The following is a 22180-nucleotide window of genomic DNA, read 5'->3' as shown; positions in this document are numbered from 1 at the left end:
GAGCCGGCTGGGACGACGACTTCCTTCGCAGCGTTCTCAATGGCTTGGCGATCGAATGAGCCATATGCGATTGCCCTGCCCTGCCCCGCAGGTGCCATGCGCTCGATTGCGCGGAAACTGGCAGCACTTTGTCCCCTCGTGCTTCCACCATGCTTCCAAGGGGCCGACACCTGATTTTCCGGTAGCACGACCATCAGGCCTTGGTCAGCGACCAGAAGCCGAACTTCCTGCCGTGCTCCTCCTTCAGCCGGGCGACGTAGGCGTCGTGCGTCTCGAACGCGCCGAAGTCCGGGATGTCCCGCGCGAGCCGGGCGCAGGAGACCAGGTGCTCGGCGGCATAGCGATACCGCTTCGCCCGCGATCGGGTGAGCGTGAAGTCGATCATCGCGCGGATCACCAGCGTCGCGGCCAGCGGATGACGCTCTGACAGGGCCTCCGCCGCGGGCGCCAGATACTCGTAGTAGTCCCCGTCGATTTCGTCGTGCCGGGCCACCATGAGTTCGGCGGCGCGATCCAGCGCTGGCCAGTCGAGGAAGAACTGCAGGGCGTGAAGAAGGCTCGGATAGGCCATGGCGTGCGCCATCGCCCGCTCCTCGGCTTCAATGTCGTCGAAGTCGGGAAGCCGCTTGAGATAGGCCCGCAAGTAGCTGTCCGATAGCGTGCGCTCGAAACAGTCCCACCGGAACGCCTGCGCCTCCTCGCCACGACCCAGCGCCTCCAGCGTCTGCAGACGGATGTCCTTCCACGCCAGTGAAACCCGCATCCCGTCGCCGAGCTCCGCGCGCTCGAGGAACCCCAACGCCTCGCCTGCCCTGCCGACTGCCAGCAGACGCTGCGCAATCTCGGCCGCGATCTGCGGCACCTTGCGGGTCTTCGGATCGTACTGGGCGATGAAGCCGTCGACGTCGCCCTGCGCGTCCGCGATGTCCTTGAGCGCCATGGCGACCGTGCTCGTGCGCTCACGCGCCCGCATCTCGTGCTCGTAGGTGGTGCCGCCCGGCCCCCAGCCTACCGCCTTCCATTGATCCTTCGGCGGAACCGGCACATGCGAGCGGCCGAGTTCTTCGGCCATCGATTTCAGGGCCGCCAGCCCCTCGTCGCCAAGCGCAGGCGCCATGATGCCGATCAAGCCGTCATACTGGCCATAGCCGTTGTCCTGAAGCGCATCGAGGACAGTGTCGGCGAGCGCCTGCGGCTCCGGCCGGACCTTCCCGGCGAGCTGGCCGAGATCGGCGCAGGCCTGGCGGAAGATGCCAATGACGGTGCCGCTGGAGTCGTCGCACCGCTCGAAGACCGACGTGGCCAGCGCCATGAACCGCCACATGAGCGCCAACGCCTCATCCGGATCGGCAGGCGCGATCTGCTCGACGATGGCGCGCCGCTACGTTTCGAGATCCGTGACCAGCGCCTTGCGGTTCTTCCAGGTGATGAAGCTGCGGGCGCGGGCAATGCTGGTCAATCGCTTGGTGATCTCCCGCGCGGCCTCCCTCGGGCTCTGGGCCCCGGCCAGCGCGAGCCGCAGCTTGCGCTTGGCCGCCGCGTTCCCGGTGCTGACCTCGATCAGCAGTTCCGCCAGGCGCTGTGCGCCCAGGGCCTCGAGGTTCTTGGCATTGAGGGTGGTCTTGGAAGCCATCGGGATCGCCAGTTTCTTTTCCCCAAGCTTATCAGCCGTCCGCGGGGTCTGGAACCTGCGTTCTGATTCGCGGGGTTCGTCGATTCTCCGCTCCACCGCGCTGAAACGCCTTGCGCGGAAAAGCGCTCTAATTCCTTTTTCTGCGCTATTTCAATGCGTTCGTTGACTGTCGCCCGGGCATCGGGACTATGGACGGGAAAGGACCGACCGCCATGCCCAAGCTCACCAAACGCATCGTCGACGCCGCTGAACCCCAGCCTGCCGAATACTTCCTCTGGGACAGCGACATCCCTGGATTCGGGCTGAGGGTGCTGCCGAGCGGGCGCAAGGGCTACGTGGTCCAGTATCGCGCCGGACGCCGGTCCCGGCGGATCAGCCTCGGGCCCAGCACGGTGCTGACCTGCGAGCAGGCGCGCAGCCGCGCCATCGCCATCATCGCCGCGGCCCGCAACGGTGAGGACCCTGCTGCCGAGCGGGACGCGGGGCGCAGGGCGATCACGGTGAGGGAACTGGCCGAGCGCTTCGACAAGGAGCACATCGCCGTCCGCCTCAAACCCAGCACTGCCAACGAATATCGGCGCAACCTGCGGCGCTTCATCCTGCCCGCTCTGGGCCAGCTGACGGTCACCGGGATCACCCGGGCGGACGTGGCGAAATTCCACCACGACCTGCGCCACATCCCCTACCAGGCGAACCGCTGCCTCGAGGTGATCTCGAAGATGTTCAGCCTTGCCGAGCTCTGGGGTCTGCGCCCTGACGGCACCAATCCGCGCAAGCACATCCGCAAGTATCCCGAGGAGAAGCGCGAGCGTTTCCTCAGCGCGGCAGAGTTGCGACAGATCGGCGAGGTGCTGCGCGAGATGGAGGCGGAGGGGATCGAGCTTCCCTCGGCCATCCTCGCAGCGCGCCTGCTGATCCTGACCGGCTGCCGTCTGAACGAGATCATGCGGCTGCAATGGGCCCATGTCGATCTGGCCGAGCGCGTGTTGCGCCTGCCAGACTCAAAGACCGGCGCCAAGCTCGTCCATCTCGGTCAGCCCGCAGTCGAGCTGCTCCGCGAAGCCCGGCGCATCGACGGCAACCCGTGGGTCATCACCGGCACCCTGCCGGGCAAGCCGCTGAGCGACCTGCAACCCTTCTGGCAACGCGCGCGCGCCCGCGCCGGCGTGAAGGACGTCCGCATCCACGACCTGCGCCACACCTTCGCCTCCACGGCCGTCGCCGCCGGTCAGGGCCTGCCGATGATCGGCAAGCTCCTCGGCCACACACAGGTCCAGACGACGGCGCGCTACGCCCACCTCGCCGCCGATCCGGTGCGGATGGCAGCCGATGCGGTGGCGCAGAACCTGCGACAATCCTTGGGACAATTGCGCACCCGCCCGACCATTTTCGATTGATCGCGACGGCCCGCGCCGCTACGGTAGGCCCATAAATTGGGCGCGCACAGTTGGCGTGCGCTCAAGATGGACCGGGAGAGTGACGTGGGCAAGGGAAAGGCTGAGCTGCGCTGGGGCGTCGAGCAACGCCTCGAGTTCATCGAGTTCCGCCTGTTCTGGGAAGGGCACGTCAATCGCATCGACGTGATGCAACAGTTCGGGGTCTCGGTAAACCAGGCGTCCGCCGACCTGAACCGCTACATCGCGCTGGCGCCCAACAACATGGTCTATGACAAGAGCGCGCGGACCTACGTCCGCGGCCGGAACTTCGACTGCAAGTTCCGCCCTCCGGACGCCGCGCACTACCTCTCGCAGCTCCGACTGGTTGCGGAAGACGTGCTGGAGCGCGAGGATTGCTGGATCCCTGACCTGCCGCCCTATGCCTCCGCGCCGACGCCAGTGCGGGGCATCGATCCGGTGACACTCCGCTCGGTGGTCGGCGCCATACGCCGGTCGGAGGCGATCGAGGTGAGATACCAGTCCCTCTCCAGCCCCGAGCCCCGATGGCGCTGGGTCGCCCCCCACGCCATCGCCTTCGACGGCTTCCGCTGGCACGCGCGGGCGTTCTGCCAGGCCGATGAATGCTTCAAGGATTTCCTGCTCTCGCGGATCCTCGAGATCCGCGGGTCGCGCGAGAGCGACATCTCGCCGGAGGCGGACCACGACTGGCACTCGGAGGTCATGCTGGAGATCGCACCCCACCCCGGCCTCTCGCCGGCGCAGGCCAGGGTCATCGAACGCGACTACGGGATGCAGGGCGGCAGGGCCACCATCAAGGTGCGCCGGGCGCTTCTCTACTATGCTTTGAAGCGGCTCGGATTGGACACCGACCCGACTGCGAGACGCCCGCAGGACCAGCAGATCGTGCTCGTCAACCCGGATCTTCGCCCCGGGCCAGCTGCTGAGCAGCCCGCGGGATAGGAGGAATTATGCGCGCGTTCGATTACGATCACGAACTCATCAACGCTTACGAAAGCTTCTCCCGATCCTTTGCGTCGATCCGGGCCGAAGACATTCTCGCCGAGGTCGATGCACAATACGCTGCAGGCCGGTTTTGGCCGGAGTCGCTGCTGTCCCTCAACCCCCGATACGAACGCGGCGCATCCATTTCCGAGCTGGTTGCCGCTGGAGATCTGCACCCGGCCACCGGCCAGGTCTTCCGCATCCATGGCGCGCCGCTGACCCTTCACAAGCATCAGCAGCAGTCTGTCGCCAAGGCACGACAGGGGCGAAGCTTCGTCGTCACCACCGGCACGGGTTCGGGCAAGTCGCTGTGCTTCTTCGTGCCGATCATCGATGCGATCATCCGCGCCCGCGAGGCTGGGGCGGCGCGGCGAACTCGGGCGATCATCATCTATCCGATGAACGCGCTCGCGAACAGCCAGATCAAGGAAATCGAGAAATTCCTTGACCAGGCCAATCTGCCAGAGGCGCTGCGCCCCGTCGTGCGCCGCTACACGGGCCAGGAAACACAGGGCGAAAGGCAGGAGATTGCGGCAAACCCGCCTGACATCCTGCTGACGAACTTCATGATGGCCGAGCTGCTCCTGACGCGGCAGGACGAGGTTGACCGGCGCGTGATCGACAACGCCCGCGGCCTCAGATTCATCGTTCTGGACGAGCTTCACACCTATCGCGGGCGGCAAGGCGCCGATGTCGCGCTGCTTGTGCGGCGCCTGCGCAACCGCTGTGCGGACGGCGCAGAGCCGCTGTGCATCGGCACCTCGGCGACCATGGCAAGCGAAGGCACGGACGAGGACCGCGCCGGAGCGGTGGCCAGGGTGGCTTCCCGGCTGTTCGGAGCGCCGGTCGGGACAGACGCGGTGATCGACGAGTCGCTTGTCCGCGCGACCGACGACGCCTTGAAGCTTGATCATGTGCGCCCGCAACTTGCCGGGGTGATCGGCACGCCGCTGCCCGAGGCCCTGTCCGATGCGGCCCTGCGCCGGCATCCGCTTGCCGTCTGGTGCGAGCTTGCGCTTGGCCTTGAGGACGGGCTGGTGCTGCGCCGCAAGCCGCCGATTCCCCTCGGCGACGCAGTCAGGCGCCTGGCCGAGGATACCGAACTTCCCGAGCCGGAGTGTCGCGCGGCGCTGGAGGCGTTCCTCACGCGGGTGAGCCTGCCCGAGACTCAGCGTGGCGGCGACGGCGCATCGGCGTTTCTGGCGTTCAAGCTCCACAGGTTCATTTCGGGCGCAGGCGAAGTCTACACGACCCTGCGCGAGCCCCCGCGTCGCGTGTTCTTCGAAGGCCAGCTTGAAGATCCCAAGGATCGCGGCACGCGGCTCTATCCCACCCGCTTCTGCCGGAGCTGCGGGCAGGAGTTTCATGTTGTCACCCGCAGCGAGGACGGCAATGGCCCGATCTTTCTGCCGCGCGACATCGACGACACGCCCCGCGAAGATCCGGAAGGCGACACAGCTGGCTACCTGACCCCGACGGGTGACGATGACCCCGACTATCGTTTCTCGGGCGAGATCGACACGCTGCCGGCGGGCTGGCGCGAGGAGAAAGCGGGCGTCGAGCGCGTCCGGGCCAACCGCAAGGGGCGCGTGCCTGAGCGCGTTTCGGTCAGACCGGATGGGCGCCCCGGCCCCGGGCGCGATTTCTGGTTCCTGCCCGGAAAGTTCGGCTTCTGCCCGCGATGTCTCGACGAGCCGAACCCGAGCGCGCGCGAGCGCAGCAAGCTGCCCGGGCTCTCGGGCGAGGGCCGAAGCTCGGCGACGACACTCCTGGTCTCTTCGGCGCTACGCTGGATGCAGCAACAGGAAAGCGGCGTGCCAGAGGACAAGCGCAAGATCCTCGGCTTTACCGATAACCGGCAGGATGCCGCGCTCCAGGCCGGGCATTTCAACGATTTCGTCTTCGTCAGCCTTCTGCGCGGGGCGATCCTTCGGGCCGTCATTGATGCCGGGGCGAGCGGTCTGTCGGAGGACGAATTCGGCCTGCGGGTGGTTCGGGCACTCGGGTTTCTTGCCGCCAACAGGGAGGTCAGGATCCACTGGCTCATGGATCCCGAAGCCGGCGCGGTCACGCGGGACGAAGCCCAGCGCGCCCTGGCGAAAGTTCTCGCGCACCGCGTCTGGGCCGACCTCCGCCGCGGCTGGCGCTTCACGAGCCCCAACCTGACGGGGCTGCAACTCGTTGGGCTTGACTTCATCGGGCTCGACGACGTTGCCGAAGACGCCGCAGCACTCGATGCTCTTCTGCCGCAAGGCGCTGCGCTCGACCCGCCGCGGCTGAGGGATCTTCTGAGCCGGCTGCTTCCTGCCTTTGTCGAGGGGCTGGCGGTAAATACCGAAGCACTCGATCCTGCCGTTCTGGACGGTGTGAGCCAGCTTTCGCGCACGCATCTGCGCGCGCCCTGGTCAATCGACCAGCGCGAGGGATTGCGCGCCCGAACCACCCTGCTCTTGCAGGCGCCCGGCAAGGATAGGGTGTCGCTGAAGGAGGAACGCACGATCCTGCGTGCCGGCCAAAACTCGCGCATCGCGCGGATTGTCAACACGCCCGATCTCCTGGGCGCGAGGCTGAAACGCGACGCCTATCTCGCGTTCATGGAGGGCCTCCTGTCCCGGCTTGCCGAAGAGGGGCTCTTGGTTCCCGTCGAGATCGAGGCCGACCTGCGCGGCTGGCGGCTCTCGCCGGGCGCCCTCCGGCTGGTGCCTGGCCCCGGGATCGCGGCGGCCGAGGGCACGCTGAACCCCTATTTCCGCGACCTCTACCTGCGCATCGCAGAGGAGCTGGGATGCCGCAAAAGTGCATGGTGGGGCCTCGAGAGCCGCGAGCACACCGCGCAGGTGACCCCGAGACAACGCGAGTTCCGCGAGTGGCGCTTTCGCTACGAGCCGGAGGACAAGGAGCGGATCGAGGCGCGCAAGGCCGAGTTCCGCGAGGAGCGGGAACCCATCCAGTTCCTGCCGGCGCTGTTCTGCTCGCCGACGATGGAGCTCGGCGTCGATATTTCGGCGCTCAATGCGGTCTACCTGCGAAACGTGCCGCCTACGCCTGCGAATTATGCGCAAAGGGCAGGCCGCGCCGGACGGTCGGGTCAGCCAGCCGTCATCACCACCTACTGCGCCGCCCAGTCGCCGCATGACCAGTATTTCTTCGAGCGGCGCATCGAGATGGTCGCAGGCGTCGTGCGCCCGCCTGCGCTCGACATCACCAACGAGGATCTGATCCGGTCGCATCTGAATGCGGTATGGCTTGCAGAAACCGGGCTCGCGCTCGCCCCCGACATCCCGGACGTGCTGGACCTTGACGCAGAGGGTTTCCCCCTGAAACGCGAGGTTCACGACGTTCTGCGCAGACCCGGCCTCGTCGCCCGTGCCAGGGAGCCGATGTCCCGGCTTCTCAAGCAGGTACTGGACGCGCTCTACAGCGGGCCGCCCCTTTGGCTCGGCGATCCGGACGACTTCGTCACACAGGTAGCCACCGAGGCGCCGGAGCGCTTCGACCGCGCCTTCGACCGTTGGCGCGAACTCTACAGGTCCGCGCGCGCCCAGCTTCTTGAAGCCAACAAACGGTCCGAAATCGTCGGTCTTTCGAACGAGGAACGCCGGAAGATCAAGGCATCCCAGGCGCAGGCGCAGGATCAGATCGGCATTCTCGAACAGGGTAAGGCGACCAACGGGTCGGATTTCTATTCCTACCGGTATCTTGCGACCGAGGGCTTCTTGCCGGGCTACAACTTCCCGCGGCTGCCACTCTACGCCTTCATCCCTGGCGAGGGCAAATCGGGCACCTATCTGCAACGCGCCCGGTTCCTCGCGATCTCCGAGTTCGGGCCGCGCAGCCTGATCTATCACGAGGGGCGCGCCTATCGGGTCACGAAGGCCAAGCTTCCCCCGGACGCGCGCGCCGGCGACGGGGCCGACCTCAACGCCGTGGACCTCTTCATCTGTGCCAACTGCGGCGCCAGCCATGGCGAGGAAACCGAGCGCTGCCATGCCTGCCATCACCCGATGGCCGATGCGATCCCGGTCGCGCGGACGCTCAGGATCGACAATGTCGAGGCTGCCCCAGCCGAACGCATCACGGCCAATGACGAGGAGCGCGTGCGCCAGGGCTTCGAGGTACAGACCGTCTTCGCCTGGCCCCGGCAGGACGGTCGCCCCCGGATCACCGAGGCTGAAGTCCGCGTTGGCGATGAACCGCTTCTGACCCTGCAATACGCCAACGGGGCAGAGATCAGCCGACTCAACCTCGGGCTGAAGCGGCGGCGGAACAAGACGGAATACGGCTTCTATATCGATCCCCGTACGGGCCTGTGGGCGAAGTCAGAAGATGAAGCCAACGACGGCGACTCGAAGCCGGATGTCGCCAGACCCGTGCGCATCGTGCCGATCGTCCGCGACCACAAGAACGCACTGCTTCTGCGCTTCGCTGCCCCCGAGGCTCTCGCGTCGCAAACCTTCGCCACGGTTCAGCATGCGCTCTTGCGGGGGATCGCAATCGTGTTCCAGCTTGAGGAGGGCGAGGTTCTGGGCGACCCGCTGCCCACCCGGGACAACCGGCGCACCTTCCTGATCTATGAAGCCACCGAAGGAGGCGCGGGGGTGCTCGGCCGCCTGGTCGAGGACACGGCGGCGCTTCCGGCCGTGGCGCGGGCGGCGCTGGCGCTGATGCACCTCGAGGGTGTCAACGAGGCGGTCGCGGCCGGGGATCCGGCGCTTCTCACGGATGCGCCGGGAACCGAATGCGCGCGGGCCTGCTACCGCTGCCTTCTGTCCTACTATAACCAGCCCGACCACGAGCTGATCGACAGGGCGGACCCCGCCGCGCGGAAGCTGCTGATCGACCTCGCCCGGGGCACCCTGAAGCGCAAGGAAGCTCCGCGCCTTACGGCTTGGGATGCGGTGTTCAAGTCGGCTGGCCTTCCGGCGCCAGACGGCAAGCTGCTCGTGCTCGCTGGCCAGGAGATCCCCTTTGTATGGACCAGCGCACGGGTGGCTGCATCGACGACTCCCATCTCCGATTCCGCGCGGGAGGAGGCCGAGGCGCGCGCCTGGGAGCTCTACGCTCTCGCACCCGACCCGGCGGAGGGGGTGTCCACGGAATTGATTGAACGCCTCAAGGAATAGCGCCATGACCCTTTCATTTTCTCCGGGCGATCTCGTGCAGGCGCGGGGCCGCGAATGGGTGGCGATGCCCGCCCCGCGCGAAGGGCTTCTGGCGCTGCGCCCACTGTCGGGCAGCGAGACCGACATGGTCATCCTCGATCCCCGGCTTGAACTTCAGCCGGTCGAGGCCGCGCGTTTCGATCTGCCACCCGAAGCACCCCCCACCGTGCAGGCCAAGGCCGAGCTTCTGGCCGATGCGCTGCAGCTGACCCTTCGGCGTGGTGCCGGACCCTTTCGATCCGCCGCACAGCTCGCCTTCGAGCCGCGCAGCTACCAGCTCGTCCCCCTTCTGATGGCGCTGCGGCTGGCCGTGCCGCGTCTGCTCATCGCCGACGATGTGGGGATCGGTAAGACAATCGAGGCAGGCCTCATCCTGCGCGAATTGATGGACCGGGGAGAGGTCGACCGCTTTGCCATCCTCTGCCCGCCGCATCTTGTCGAGCAATGGGTAATCGAACTCAGCGCGCGCTTCGGGATCGAGGCCGCGGCGGTCACGGCCGGCAGCGCCGCGCGGCTCGAACGCGGATTGCCCATCGAACAGACGCTGTTCGATGCCTACCCTCACACCGTGGTCAGCCTCGACTACATCAAGGCCGAGAAGCGCCGCGAGGGCTTTGCCAAGGCCTGCCCCGACTTCGTGATCGTGGACGAGGCCCATGCCTGTGTCGGCACGCAGCGCGGCAAGCAACAGCGGTTCGCGCTGTTGTCCGGGCTTGCGCAAGATCCGGCGCGGCGGATGATTCTGCTGACCGCCACGCCGCATTCGGGCGACGAGGAAGCCTTCGGGCGCCTCTTGTCGCTCATCGATCCGACCTTCGCCGCGATGCGCTTCGACGAGACACGCTTCCGCGAGCGGCTCGCGCGGCACTTCGTGCAGCGGCGCAGGGCGGACCTCTTGAGCGCCGATTGGGGCGAGACGCGCGCATTCCCGCAGCACGAGACCACTGAATACCCCTACCGCCTGTCGCCCGAACATCTCGCCTACCATGAGGCCGTTCTCGATTACTGCTTCGGCGTGGTCGAGCGCGCCGGTGCAGGGCAGCGCGAACGTCGCCTTGCCTTCTGGGGGACGCTTGCGCTGATGCGCTGCGTGGGCTCGTCGCCAGCCGCGGCGCTGTCTGCACTGCGCAATCGCGCGGCCAGCGCGGGCGAGCGGCTCGAGCCACAGATCTACGACGAGGACAGCGACGACGAAGACGCGGTCGATCTCGAACCCAACACGACCTTCGAGGCCGATCCCGCACTCCTCGACCTGATCCGTCAGACGGAGGCGCTGCTCCGCCGTCCCGATCCCAAGCTTGAGGCGCTGATCGAGGCCCTGCGGCCCCTCCTGGCAAAGGGGGCCAATCCGGTCGTCTTCTGCCGTTATCTAGCCACGGCCGACCATGTGCGCGACGGCTTGCGGCGGGCCTTTCCGAAAATCAGGATCGAGGCGGTCACCGGTGTGCTGACTCCCGACGAACGCCGCGACCGTGTCGCTGACATGGCTGGGGACGAGGACGAAAAGGCAACACAGCGCGTTCTCGTGGCGACCGACTGCCTGTCGGAAGGCATCAACCTGCAGCAGCTTTTCGACTCCGTGGTGCACTACGACCTCAGCTGGAACCCCACGCGCCACCAGCAGCGCGAGGGGCGGGTCGACCGTTTTGGCCAGCCCGCACCGCTTGTGCGCTCGATCATGATGTATTCGCCCGACAGTGCGATCGACGGCGCGGTCCTCGATGTGATCCTGGACAAGGCCAAGAAAATTCGTGAGGCGACAGGGGTAACCGTTCCCTTGCCGGAAGATCGCGGCCCCGTCACCGACGCGCTGATGGCTGCCGTCATGCTGCGCCAGGGTAAGGCCCAGCAGCTGGCGCTGGACCTCAGGCTCGAGGACGGCAGCCGCGCCGTGGAGGCGCGCTGGCGCGATGTGTCCGAGAAGGAGAAGCGGTCACGGACGATCTTCGCACAGAACGCCATGAAGCCGCAGGAGGTCATCCCCGAATGGACAAGGGCGCGCGCGCTTCTCGGCACGCCCGAAGATGCCCGCCGCTTCGTCGAACGCGCCATGGTGCGCTTCGGCGCGCCGATCGAGGCGCGGAAGTCCCTGCTTATCGCCCATCTCCCGGCGCTCGACCCCGCCTTGCGCGAGCGCCTGGCCGAGCGGGGGCTTGAGGGCTCGATCCGCCTTGCCACTTCGGAACCGGCGCCGTCCGGAACAACGCTCATCTCGCGTACCCACCCCTTGACGACGGCGCTTGCCGAGACACTGATCGAAGCCTCCCTGGATGCCGAGGCGCCTGCGGCGCTCGGGCTGGGGCGGGTGGGCGCCTGGCCCACGGCTGCGGTGCAGCGGCTCACGCGCCTTGCGCTTTTGCGGATCCGCTACAAGGTCACGGTCCATGCGCGGCGCGAACAGATGTTGCTGGCCGAGGAGGCCGCGCTTGTGGCGCTCGGGGGCGGCCAGATCGTCGCCACCGGCGAAAACGCCCGCGCGCTCATCGCCGCCCCGGCCACGGGTAACCTTGCCCCTTCCGCCCGTGACCGCTTCATCGCCAGGGCGCACGAGGAACTCGGCGCGCTGATCTCCGGCCCCCTCGCCGCCTTCGTGCAGGGCCGGGCCGAGGCGCTGCGGGAAGACCACGGCCGCCTGCGCGCCGCCGCCGGCACCGGCACAAGGGTCAGCGTCGAGCCCGTCCTGCCGCCCGATGTCATCGGCCTTTTCACCCTTCTGCCGGACGTGGGCTGAGCCATGGCCCGCAAAGCGCTCACCGATCTTGCCGCCTGGCCCTCGCTTACGCTTGAGGGCAACCTGATCGCACCGGCGATGGTCGCTAAGATCGCCGCACCGGACGAGACCGACGACACCCGCGCCGGCTACCGCATCCGCAAGGGGCTGACGATCCGCGAGGAGATCGCCACCGCCTTCCGCGTAGGGCAAGCGCATTTCGACGCCTTCGCCCGCCTGCCGAACCCCTCGGCCGAGGCGACGCGCCGCTTCATCCGTGCGCTCCTCGCCGAGACCTTCGGCTTTGACGACCTCGCCCCCGCGGCGGCCCCCCTGGCCTTCATCGCCGGCGACCGCGTGCCCATCGTCGGCGTGCCCCCCGCCGAGGACCGGCTCGACCGGCGCAGCCCCACGCTTTCGACCGACCGCCCCCGCTCGCCCGCCTACGCGCTGCAGGATCACCTGAACGCGACCGACGCCCATCTCTGGGGCCTCGTCACCAACGGCACCCGCATCCGGCTGATGCGCGACAACGCCTCGCTCACCCGCCCGGCGCATATCGAGGCCGACCTCGCCCAGATATTCGAAACCGAAGACGCCGCCTCCTTCGCCACCCTCTGGCTCCTGATCCACCGCAGCCGCTTCGGCACCGCGGGCACGCCTGCCCATGACTGCGCACTCGAACGCTGGCGCGAGGCCGGCGCGAAGGAGGGCGAGGCCGCGCGCGACCGGCTGGCAGGCCAGGTGCAACAGGCGCTCGCCACCCTCGGCACGGGCTTTCTGGAAGCCAACCCGGACCTCGCCCGCCGCCTCGCCGCGGGCGAGATCGGCCTGACCGACTGGTTCAACGAACTCCTGCGCCTCGTCTATCGGCTGATCTTCCTGATGGTGGCCGAGGACCGCAGCCTTCTGCACCCGCCCGGCGCCACGCCCGAGGCGCGCGCGCTTTACGCCCAGGGCTACAGCCTGTCGCATCTGCGCGCGCAATCCGTCCGCCGCGCCGCGTGGGACCGGCACCATGACCGCTACGAGGGGCTCAAGATCGTCTTCCGTGCGCTCGCCCGGGGCGAGCCGCGCCTGGGCCTGCCCGCCCTGGGCGGCCTTTTCGCCGCGAACCTTCTGCCCCATCTCGAACCCGCGCGCCTGCGCAACCGCGCGCTGATGGAGGCGCTCTATCGCCTTGCCTGGCTCGACCAGGGCAAGGGCCTGGTCCCCGTCAACTGGCGCGCGATGGAGACCGAGGAACTGGGCTCGGTCTATGAATCCCTCCTCGAACTCCAGCCCCAGCTTGCCGAGGACGGCCGCAGCCTGCGCTTTGCCGAAACCGCCGCCGAGGCCCGCGGCAACCAGCGCAAGACCACCGGCTCCTACTACACCCCCGACAGCTTGGTGCAGGCGCTGCTCGATACCGCGCTCGACCCGGTGCTCGATCAGGCCGAGGCTGCCGAGAACCCCGGGCGCGCGCTTCTCGACCTCAAGGTGATCGACCCCGCCTGCGGCTCGGGCCATTTCCTGCTGGCGGCCGGGCGGCGCATCGCCACGCGCCTTGCCCGCCTGCGCGCCGAGGGCACGCCCGGGACCGCCGACTTCCGCCACGCCCTGCGCGATGTCGCGCGCGTCTGCCTGCATGGGGTGGACCGCAACCCGATGGCGGTCGAGCTCACCAAGGTCGCGCTCTGGATCGAGACGGTGGACCCGGGCCTCCCGCTTGGCTTCTTCGACGCGCAGATCCGCTGCGGCGATGCGCTTCTGGGCGTCCTCGACCTCAAGGTGCTGGAAGAGGGCATCCCCGACGCCGCCTTCAAGCCGCTGGCGGGCGACGACAAGGCGGTGGCGAAACACTACGCCGACAAGAACAGGCGCGAGCGGCGCGAACGCGACCGCATCGCCAGGGGCTTCGGCTTCGGCCGCGCGCGCAGCCTGACGGCCGATTTCGCCGCCCTGCGCACCATGCCCGAGGATACGGTCGAAGAGATCGAGGCCAAGGCCAAGCGCCTTGCTGCGCTGACCCGGGGCGGCGCGGGGCTCGAGCTGGAATACGCCTGCGACCTCTATACCGCCGCCTTCCTTCTGCCCAAGCGCAAGGGCGGGCCCGGCGCGGGGCCGGATGGAATGCCGCGCCGGGGGGCCGAGATGGTGCCGACCAGCGGAACGCTCTGGGAATGGCTGCGCGGGGTGGCCCCCTATGGCCCCCTCTTCGGCGCCGCGCTCGACGCCGCCCGCCGCGCCCGCGCCCTGCACTGGCCGCTCGCCTTCCCCGATGTCATGGCGAAAGGCGGCTTCGACGTGGTCCTCGGCAACCCGCCGTGGGAAGTGATGCAGCTTGGCGAAGAGGAATACTTCGCCGCCCGCAGGCCCGAGATCGCCGCGCTTGCCGGGGCGGCGCGCAAGCGCGCCATCGCCGCGCTGGAGACGGAGGCACCAGAGCTTTTCGCCCAGTTCGTCACCGACAAGCGGCAGTTCGAGGCCCAGAACGAATTCGCCCGCGCATCGGGCCGCTTCGACCTGACCGCGCGGGGCAAGGTGAACACCTATTCCCTGTTCGCCGAGCTGTTCGCCACCCTCGCCCGCGCCCGCGCCGGGGTGATCGTGCCCACGGGCATTGCGACGGATGCCACCACCGCCCCCTTCTTCGCCCATCTGGTGGAGACAAGGCGGCTGGCGCGGCTCGTCGATTTCGAGAACCGCGCAGGGCTCTTTCCGGCGGTGGACAGCCGCATGAAATTCGCCCTGCTCACGCTTGGGCAAAACGAGCCCGAGGCGCGCTTTGCCTTCTTCCTCACCGACCCCGCGCGACTGGCCGAGCCCGAGCGCAGCTTTACCCTCAGCTCCGAAGCGATCGCCGCCATCAATCCCAACACCCGCACCGCGCCGGTCTTCCGCTCCCGCGCCGATGCCGCGCTGACCGCCCGCATCTATGCCCGCGTGCCGGTCCTGATCGACGAAGGCAAGGGGGCAGAGGGCAACCCCTGGGGCGTGGAGTTCCGGCAAGGCCTGTTCAACATGACCTCGGACAGCCACCTGTTCCGCACCGCCGCGCAGCTGGCCGACGGGGGCTTTGCCCGCGCGGGCGCCGACTGGCTCAAGGGGGGTGAGCACTTCGTGCCGCTCTACGAGGCGAAGATGATCCACCAGTTCGATCACCGCTGGGCGGGCTATGCCGAAAACGGCACCGACACCGCCGACATCACCCCCGCGCAGAAAGCCGACCCCGCCTTCGAGCCCGCCCCCCGCTACTGGGTGCCCGAGGCCGAGGTCACCGCCCGCCTTGCAGCCAAGGGCTGGCGCCGCGGCTGGCTCATGGGCTGGCGCGACATCACCAACGCCACCAACGAACGCACCGTCATCGCCACCGTCTTCCCGCGGGTGGGGGTCAATCACAAGCTGCCGCTCATGTTCTGCGATGCCGAACCTGCGCTCTGGCTTGGCCTTGAGGCGAACCTGAACGCGCTAGTGCTCGATTTTGTGGCGCGCCAGAAGGTCGGCGGCACGAACCTGACCTATTTCTATTTGCGGCAGTTCCCACTCCTCCCCCCCGCCTTCTACACGCCCGAGCGGCTGGCCTTCGTCACCCCCCGGGTGCTGGAACTCGCCTATACGTCCCACAGCCTCGCCCCCTTCGCGGCCGATCTGGGCCACGCCGGCCCGCCCTTCGCCTGGGACGAAGCCCGCCGCGCGCATCGGCGCGCCCAGCTCGATGCCTTCTACGCCCGCGCCTATGGGCTTTCGCGCGATGATCTGCTCTACATCCTCGACCCGGCCGAGGCGATGGGCGCGGACTACCCTTCGGAAACCTTCCGCGTGCTGAAGGAGAAGGAAATCCGCCAGCACGGCGAGTTCCGCACCGCCCGCCTGACGCTCGCCGCCTGGGACCGGATGGAGCAGGACGGCGCCTTCGCCGCACTCGGCCTGCCATGATCGAGGCGCCGCAATCCTTCGTGGTGGCCACCGAATGCGACAAGGCCGCGCGCGACAACGGCTTTCGCCGGGTGCTGGGGGAGCGCGAGGGCTGGGCGGGCTTCGCCTCGACCACCGTGCCGGGGACGGTGCATCTCGCCGCCCAGGGCCCCGGGGGCCCGTGGTATCTCGCGCTCGACCACGCCGGCGTGATCGCAGCACTCGGGCTCGCTCCGGCCCCGCTGCCCGGCCCGGGCCTTGCGCGTTTTCGCTTCGACAGCCTCACGCCGCTCTATCAGGTGCTCAGGCGCGTCTATGAGCTGGCCGCGAGCCTGCCTGACGCGCCGCTGGTGCAGTTCGAGGCCCGCACCCGCGCCCTGCCGCAGACGACCGAGGCCGAGCGGCTGACGGTGCAGCGCATCGGGCAGGAGATCTTCCGCGCCGCGCTGATGGACTACTGGCAGGGCCGCTGCCCGCTGACCGGCATCGCCGAGCCCGCCCTTCTGCGCGCCTCGCATATCGTGCCCTGGGCCGCCTGCGAAAGCGATGCGCAAAGGCTCGATGTGCACAACGGCCTGCTGCTGTCGGCGCTGTGGGATGCGGCCTTCGACCGCGGGCTTGTCAGCTTTGCCGACGACGGCACGCCCATGTTCGCGCCGGGCCTGTCGGGGGCGGCGCGGGCGGCGCTGGTCTGGCAGGCCCCCCTGCCGCTGACCGATGCGCACCGGCGCCATCTCGCCTGGCACCGGGCGCAGCTGTTCGGCAAGGCGGCGGAGGGGGCGGCATGAAACCCCGCTCGATCAACATCTTCCTTCTCGACGGCGACCCCAACGGCATCCGGGTGGCGCAGATCTCGATGTCCACGATCCAGGCCATCGCCTTCCGGCGCAACCAGCTCAAGCGCGTCCGCGAGACCTTCCCCGAGATCGCGCGCCCTGGCGTTTATGTTCTGGTCGGCGGCGACGAGAACGAACCCGAGCGTCAGCTGGCCTATATCGGCGAGTCCGAAGATGTCGGCGCGCGCCTTGCCTATCACAACGCGAACGAGACGGGTCGGGATGCAAAGGGGTTCTGGACCGACACGGTCGTTCTGATCAGCAAGGACGAGAACCTCACGAAGAGCCATGCGCGCTATGTCGAGGCCTGTCTGATCCGGAGCGTGGGCAGCAACCCGCGCTGGACGATCCCCAACATGAAGCGCCCTTCCGAGGATGCGGGCAAGCTCCCTCTGCCGGACCGCGCCGCCATGGACGAGTTCGTGGATCAGACCAAGACGCTGATCGGGGCGCTGGGTTGGGATCTGTTCCGCGAGCTGCGCGGCCGCGCGCCAGAGGCGGCGCCGGTGCCTGCGGCAGTCTCGCGCAGCGATACCGCGGAGGATCTGCGTTTCTTCTTCCGTGGGGAAGGCTTTGCTGCGGAAATGAAGCTGGGCGCCTCGGGCGAGTTCGTGGTTCTGGCCGGGTCTCGGGCGCGGGTGCGGACGACGCCCACCATTCCGCGCGGCACGGCGGCGATGCGCCGGACGCTGATGGAAACGGGCGTCCTGCGAGAGGAGGGCGAGTTTCTGCTCTTCACCGCCGATTACAGCTTCCCGTCGGCCTCGGCTGCGGCCGCGACGGTCATCGGAGCGAGCGCGAACGGACGGATCCTGTGGATGCGTGCCTGCCGCCAGGGCTGTTCGACATGGACCGGCGCGAAGGGGCGCAGGCCCGTGCCCGCAGGCGTGAAGGCCTGCGCGACATAGGTCTCGTCGGAGGGTGGCCGCGTTGCCGGACCCACGCGCCAGTTCCACGGTAGGCCGATGTTCCCCAGCGCGATCGGCAGCGGGGTGAGCGTGCTGTCGAGCACAACGACCCGCGCTCCGGCGGGAGCCGGATTGCCCATCGCCCCCTCGGTGCCGCGCTGGCCGCGCAGGAGACGGGTCAGACGATAGCGGCCCGGTGCGATCAGCTCGGCCGCGCCTGCCTGGACGATCTCCCAGACCCCGGGGCTGGCCTCGACCGCCAGCGCGTTGGCCCCGCCGAACAGGGCGAGATCGGAGACGCTTTCCAGCGAGCCGGTGAACAGATCGAGCGTCAGCGCATTGCCGAGATCGAAGCGCGAGACCGGGCCCGGCCAGAGGTCGAAGGCCAGAACGCCCATCCGCGCGCGGGCGGGCACGGTGGTCAGAAGCTCAAACCCGTCGCTGCCGGGGCTGCGGAAGACCGCCAGCTCCCATGGCCAGGGCCGCGCATGGGCGGCGAGGAAGGGGCGGTGCGCGGGCTGGTCCTCGGTCAGCTGCGGCAGGTCGAGGAACGCGACCTCCGGCGCGGTCAGCACCAGCGGGCGCGCGAGCGTCGCGGGGCGCGGATCGCCGGGCGGCAGGTCGTAGGCGGCGCGGTCCTGCCGGATGGCCTCGATCCCGCGCGCCTCGGCATCGGCGGTGGACAGGAGCCGGAAATCGAGGCTGCGCCCGTCGTGGACAAGCCGGATCACGTCGGCCGGGTCCAGTGCCAGGCGCGAGGGCGGCAGGCGGAAGCTGGCGGTCTCGCGGCCGATCCAGGCTTCCATCAGCGCGCGGCGGCAACGGCGCTCGGCCTCCTCGGGGGCGACGGCCATGGGGAAGGCCTCGGAGGCGATGCGGCTCGCAGAGACGGTGATGCGCTGCGCCTCGACCTGGGCCGCGTCGTAATCCTCGTCGGCCCGGGCCAGCTGCCACTTGAGCGCCTGCGGCAGTTCAGTCTCCTGCGCGCGGGTCAGCTCCAGCCCCTCGGCGCGGGGGTCCGGGGCGGCGACCAGATCGTCGGCATCGATCTCGGCCACCGCCGCGCGGCCACGCATGACGAAGCGGATGATCCCGCCGGTCTCCACGGCATCGAAGCCGAAATGCCGCGCCAGCGTGGTGATCGAGGCACGCGGGCTTTCCAGCGCGCCGATGACATAGCCCTCGACCGCCCCCCAGAGGCCGGTGACGTCGATGCGGCTTTCGGGCAGCCCGGCGCGCAGGCAGAGGTGGCGGACGAGGGCGGCGAGCGAGACCGCCTCGAGCCGCCCGGTCAGCCAGTGACCAAGCCGCCAGTTCGGGCCATCGGTCCAGACATCCGTCAGTGCGGGGAAGAACGGATAGGGCCGCGCGTCCCATGTCCAGGCGGCGCATTCGGGCACATGCACCATCCGGCCGCCGTAGATGGTCGAGACCGGGTTGTTGGCTGCCGCGCCCCACCAGAGATAGGTCGCCTCGAGATAGGCGCGCTGGATCGCGTCATCCCGCCAGCCGCGGGAGAAGTAGGGCGTGAAGCTCTCGGACGACTTCGGGTCGAAGAAGACGTTGGGCTGGTTCGTGCCCCGATCGATGGCCGGGCAGCCCAGTTCGGTGAACCAGATCGACTTCGACTGCGGCACCCACGCGGTGAGCGTGCCGCTCTCGACCCCGCCCGGGCGGTTGAAGTGGGGCTCGGACCACCAGGCGCGCAGATCCTTGTAGCGGAAGACCCATGGTTTGCCGACTGCGCCATCGGTGATGGGCGTGCGCAGTTGGGTCGACCGGTCGGCCTCGGACGCATAGAACCAGTCGTATCCCTCGCCGCCCGCGATGTTGGCTTGCAGGTAGCCCCGATCGTGGATCGCGGGCCAGCCGGCCTGCGCGTCGAGATGGTCGAATCCGTCCCGCCAGTCCGACAGCGGCATGTAGTTGTCGATGCCGATGAAGTCGGTGTTGGCGTCCGCCCAGAGCGGGTCGAGGTGGAAGAATACATCGCCCGAGCCGTCCTGCGGGTGGTGGCCGAAATACTCCGACCAGTCGGCGGCATAGCTGATCTTCGTTGCAGGGCCGAGGATGCTGTGCACGGCGGCGGCAAGATCGCGAAAGGCCTGCACCGCCGGGTAGCTGCTGGCGCCCGAGCGGATCGTGGTGAGCCCGCGCATCTCCGAGCCGATCAGGAAGGCATCGACGCCGCCGGCGGCGGCGCAGAGATGGGCGTAATGCAGGATCATCCGGCGCAGGCCCCAGTCTCCGGCCGGGCCGGTCCAGCTGACGGACTCGCCGGAGACCGAGAAATTCGCAGGCGTGGCGCTGCCGAAGAAGCTCGCGACCTGCGTGGCCGCCGTGGCGGTCTTGTCGACCGTGCCCGCGAAGCCCGCAGCCGGAGAGCAGGTGATCCGGCCGCGCCAGGGGAACACCGGCTGGCCCGCTTGGGCGGCGTTGTCGCTGTAGGGGTTCGGCAGGCTGTTGCCGGGCGGCACGTCCATCAGGATGAACGGATAGAAGGTCACGCGCAGCCCGCGGGCCTTCATCTCCTGGATCGCCTGCACCACCGCGAAATCCGAGGGCGTGCCGCCATAGACCGGGCGGTCCTCGTCGCCTGCCTCACTCGAACCAGTGGCGTTCGGCAGGCGACCCCGGCTGACCAGATGGGCGCTCGCGCGGCCCACGCCGTTCACCGACCAGACACGGGGGCTCGTGGCCTTGGCCGCCACCTCGACCCCCGGCTTGATCTGGCAGTTGCCTGCGCGCAGGTCGGTGCCGAACCAGGCAACGACGAGGCTGACGCTCTCGACCGCAGGCGCCATGGCCTGCAGCCGGTCGAGGGCGACGACGATGTCCGTCGTGTCGGGGAGCGCGTTCAGGTTCTCGGCCGTTGTGGTGCCGCCGCTCGTGCCGCCGAAGGCGCCGCCCGTGGTCTTGCGGATCGCCTGCGTGGCATAGGTGAACTCGCCCGAGGCCGGGATCATCGTCACGGCCCGGGTCAGCCCCTCGGCCGTATTGGGATCGGCGAGCGGGCGGAACACCTCGAAAGAGAGCTGCGGGATCCGGTTGCCAAAATCCGAGAGAGGCAACTCCTCGAAGACGACGTAGGCCGTGCCGCGATAGGCCGGCATGTTGGCCGCGCCCATCTTCGCGGCGATGAACGGGTCCGGGGCCTGCGTCTCGTCGCCGGGATACCAGCGCATCGTGATGCTGCTCATGTCGAGCGGTTCGCCGTCGGCCCAGATACGGCCGATGCCGGTGATCCCCCGCCCTGCCGGGCCTCCTCCGCCTCCATTCTCTCCACTGGAGAGAATGGTCCCTCCGGGACCGGCTTCGGAGCCTTCGCACAGCGCAACGGCGAAGCTGGCGTAATAGAGATACTCGGTCGTGCGGACCTTGCCGCCACCGCCGCCTTTACCCCCACCGCGCTGGGTAATGGTCTTCGTCTCTTCGCGGAAATCCGTCGCCCACACGATGTTGCCGCCGATGCGCATGCGACCGTAGAGGCGCGGGATCACGGCGCCCTCGGTCGAGGAGGTGATGCGCAGGCTTTCCAGCCGCGCGCCCTCGATGCGCTGGGTGGGGGCGAGCGAGGAGATGATCCAGCTGTCGATGACCGAGCCCACGGTCGAGCCGATCAGCCCGCCGATCGCCGCGCCGGACAGGCCGAGGAGTGAGCCGGCGCCCGCCATTGGTCCGAGGGCGCCGGCGAACCCGCCGAAACCCATGCCGATGCTGGAGCCGACGACGCCGAGAACGAGGGTGGCCATGGCTGCGATCAGTCTCCGGCGGGGAACAGGAAGGCGAAGGCGATGCGCCGCCGCCAGGCGGGGGTGAGTGGCTCCTCGATCACCCCGAGCCGCTCGTAGGCATGCAGGAACGTGTCGGGCCCGGTGAGGATGCCGACATGCTTGGCGATGGCGCGCGGCATCATCCGGAACAGGACCAGCGCGCCGGGCGGGGCGTTGGCGGGCGGCACCTCGATCATCATCGCCCGTGCGCCCTCGGCCAGAACCTCACGCGGCCCGGTCTCGCCCCAATCCCGGCTGTAGGCGGGGATCGGGAACGGCTCGGGGCCGACCACCTCGCGCCAGACGCCGCGCGCGAGCCCGAGGCAGTCGCAGCCGACGCCCTTGAGGCTCGCCTGGTCGTGGTAGGGCGTGCCCAGCCAGGACCGCGCCGCCGCGACAACCCTCTCAGGATCGGCGGCGGCGCGCGGCGCTGTCACAGCACCGCCCCGTCATGGCCGCCATCGCGCGAGGCGTAGCGGAGGATCGTGTCCTGCCCCGGGATATGCGGAAAGCCGCGGAAGTTCGCGACATTGGCGAACTTCGCGCTGCAGGTCGCGACGCGCTTGTCGCAGCCCGCCCGGGCGATGAAGCAATCGCCCTCGGCGACAGGGCGCACCGGAGCCTCGAGCAGCGTCAGGATCGCAAGGCTGTCGACCAGATCATGGGCCAGCACCTCGGCCCGCCGCCCGGCACTGGCACCGGATGCCCACTCGACCGTCCCATGCGCAAACCATCCCGCCGCGAAGCTGCCGAGCCCAGAGGCGGTGGAGGCCCGGTCGCGCAGAAGGGCAATCGCATATGGCTCATTCGATCGCCAAGCCATTGAGAACGCTGCGAAGGAAGTCGTCGTCCCAGCCGGCTC

9 protein-coding genes and 3 pseudogenes are annotated in these 22180 nt (G+C 68.7%); 8 read left to right on the top strand and 4 right to left on the bottom strand.

Annotated elements, in window-relative coordinates:
* Positions 1-193: 193 nt before the first annotated feature.
* Positions 194-1633, bottom strand: a pseudogene (locus tag KY389_RS14245) (DUF6880 family protein).
* 188 nt (positions 1634-1821) lie between these two features.
* Between KY389_RS14245 and KY389_RS15915 the strand changes: the two are divergent.
* The 8 genes and pseudogenes from KY389_RS15915 to KY389_RS15765 all read left to right on the top strand — a co-directional run.
* Positions 1822-2055, top strand: a pseudogene (locus KY389_RS15915) (Arm DNA-binding domain-containing protein); the annotation flags it as partial.
* Between the two features lie 78 nt (positions 2056-2133).
* On the top strand, positions 2134-3030 hold the full coding sequence (locus tag KY389_RS14240; protein ID WP_425517201.1) for a tyrosine-type recombinase/integrase: 897 nt from the start codon (positions 2134-2136) through the stop codon (positions 3028-3030).
* 84 nt (positions 3031-3114) lie between these two features.
* Positions 3115-3990, top strand: coding sequence for a BrxR family helix-turn-helix transcriptional regulator (locus tag KY389_RS14235; protein WP_343222973.1), 876 nt, complete (start codon positions 3115-3117; stop codon positions 3988-3990).
* Between the two features lie 8 nt (positions 3991-3998).
* Positions 3999-9155, top strand: a complete 5157-nt coding sequence (locus KY389_RS14230) for a DEAD/DEAH box helicase (protein WP_219831647.1) — start codon at positions 3999-4001, stop codon at positions 9153-9155.
* Between the two features lie 64 nt (positions 9156-9219).
* Positions 9220-11925 carry a helicase-related protein gene (locus KY389_RS14225; RefSeq protein WP_246588155.1) on the top strand — a complete coding sequence of 902 codons (2706 nt, stop codon included), beginning with the start codon at positions 9220-9222 and terminating at the stop codon, positions 11923-11925.
* A gap of 3 nt (positions 11926-11928) precedes the next feature.
* A complete protein-coding gene (locus KY389_RS14220; protein ID WP_219831645.1) occupies positions 11929-15822 on the top strand; it encodes an Eco57I restriction-modification methylase domain-containing protein in 3894 nt (1297 codons plus the stop codon).
* Positions 15819-16589 (top strand): HNH endonuclease, encoded by a 771-nt coding sequence (locus tag KY389_RS14215; protein WP_219831644.1) that lies wholly within the window; start codon positions 15819-15821, stop codon positions 16587-16589. The genes KY389_RS14220 and KY389_RS14215 overlap by 4 nt, the downstream gene beginning before the upstream one ends.
* Positions 16586-17545, top strand: coding sequence for a GIY-YIG nuclease family protein (locus KY389_RS15765; RefSeq protein WP_219831643.1), 960 nt, complete (start codon positions 16586-16588; stop codon positions 17543-17545). Before KY389_RS14215 ends, KY389_RS15765 begins: the two co-directional genes overlap by 4 nt.
* On the opposite strand, the pseudogene KY389_RS14205 reads toward KY389_RS15765, so the two are convergent.
* The 3 genes and pseudogenes from KY389_RS14205 to KY389_RS14195 all read right to left on the bottom strand — a co-directional run.
* Positions 17458-21297 (bottom strand): annotated as a pseudogene (locus KY389_RS14205) (baseplate multidomain protein megatron); the annotation flags it as partial. The gene KY389_RS15765 and the pseudogene KY389_RS14205 overlap by 88 nt on opposite strands.
* 8 nt (positions 21298-21305) lie before the next feature.
* Positions 21306-21755, bottom strand: coding sequence for an NlpC/P60 family protein (locus tag KY389_RS14200; RefSeq protein WP_219831642.1), 450 nt, complete (start codon positions 21753-21755; stop codon positions 21306-21308).
* Complete coding sequence (locus KY389_RS14195; RefSeq protein ID WP_246588153.1) at positions 21752-22141, bottom strand: phage BR0599 family protein; 390 nt, start codon at positions 22139-22141, stop codon at positions 21752-21754. The genes KY389_RS14200 and KY389_RS14195 overlap by 4 nt, the downstream gene beginning before the upstream one ends.
* Positions 22142-22180 lie beyond the last annotated feature (39 nt).

Source organism: Paracoccus bogoriensis (assembly GCF_019431455.1).
Taxonomy (GTDB): domain Bacteria; phylum Pseudomonadota; class Alphaproteobacteria; order Rhodobacterales; family Rhodobacteraceae; genus Paracoccus; species Paracoccus bogoriensis.
Note: the sequence above shows the minus strand (reverse complement) of the source record. Positions and strands in the feature narration are given on the sequence as shown.

What these genes read in the sequence shown, in the direction of transcription:
- KY389_RS15765 (WP_219831643.1), top strand. Translation starts at nt 16,586, where the DNA reads ATGAAACCCCGCTCGATCAACATCTTCCTTCTCGACGGCGACCCCAAC.
- KY389_RS14195 (WP_246588153.1), bottom strand. Translation starts at nt 22,141, where the DNA reads ATGGCTTGGCGATCGAATGAGCCATATGCGATTGCCCTTCTGCGCGAC.
- KY389_RS14215 (WP_219831644.1), top strand. Translation starts at nt 15,819, where the DNA reads ATGATCGAGGCGCCGCAATCCTTCGTGGTGGCCACCGAATGCGACAAG.
- KY389_RS14230 (WP_219831647.1), top strand. Translation starts at nt 3,999, where the DNA reads ATGCGCGCGTTCGATTACGATCACGAACTCATCAACGCTTACGAAAGC.
- KY389_RS14220 (WP_219831645.1), top strand. Translation starts at nt 11,929, where the DNA reads ATGGCCCGCAAAGCGCTCACCGATCTTGCCGCCTGGCCCTCGCTTACG.
- KY389_RS14225 (WP_246588155.1), top strand. Translation starts at nt 9,220, where the DNA reads ATGCCCGCCCCGCGCGAAGGGCTTCTGGCGCTGCGCCCACTGTCGGGC.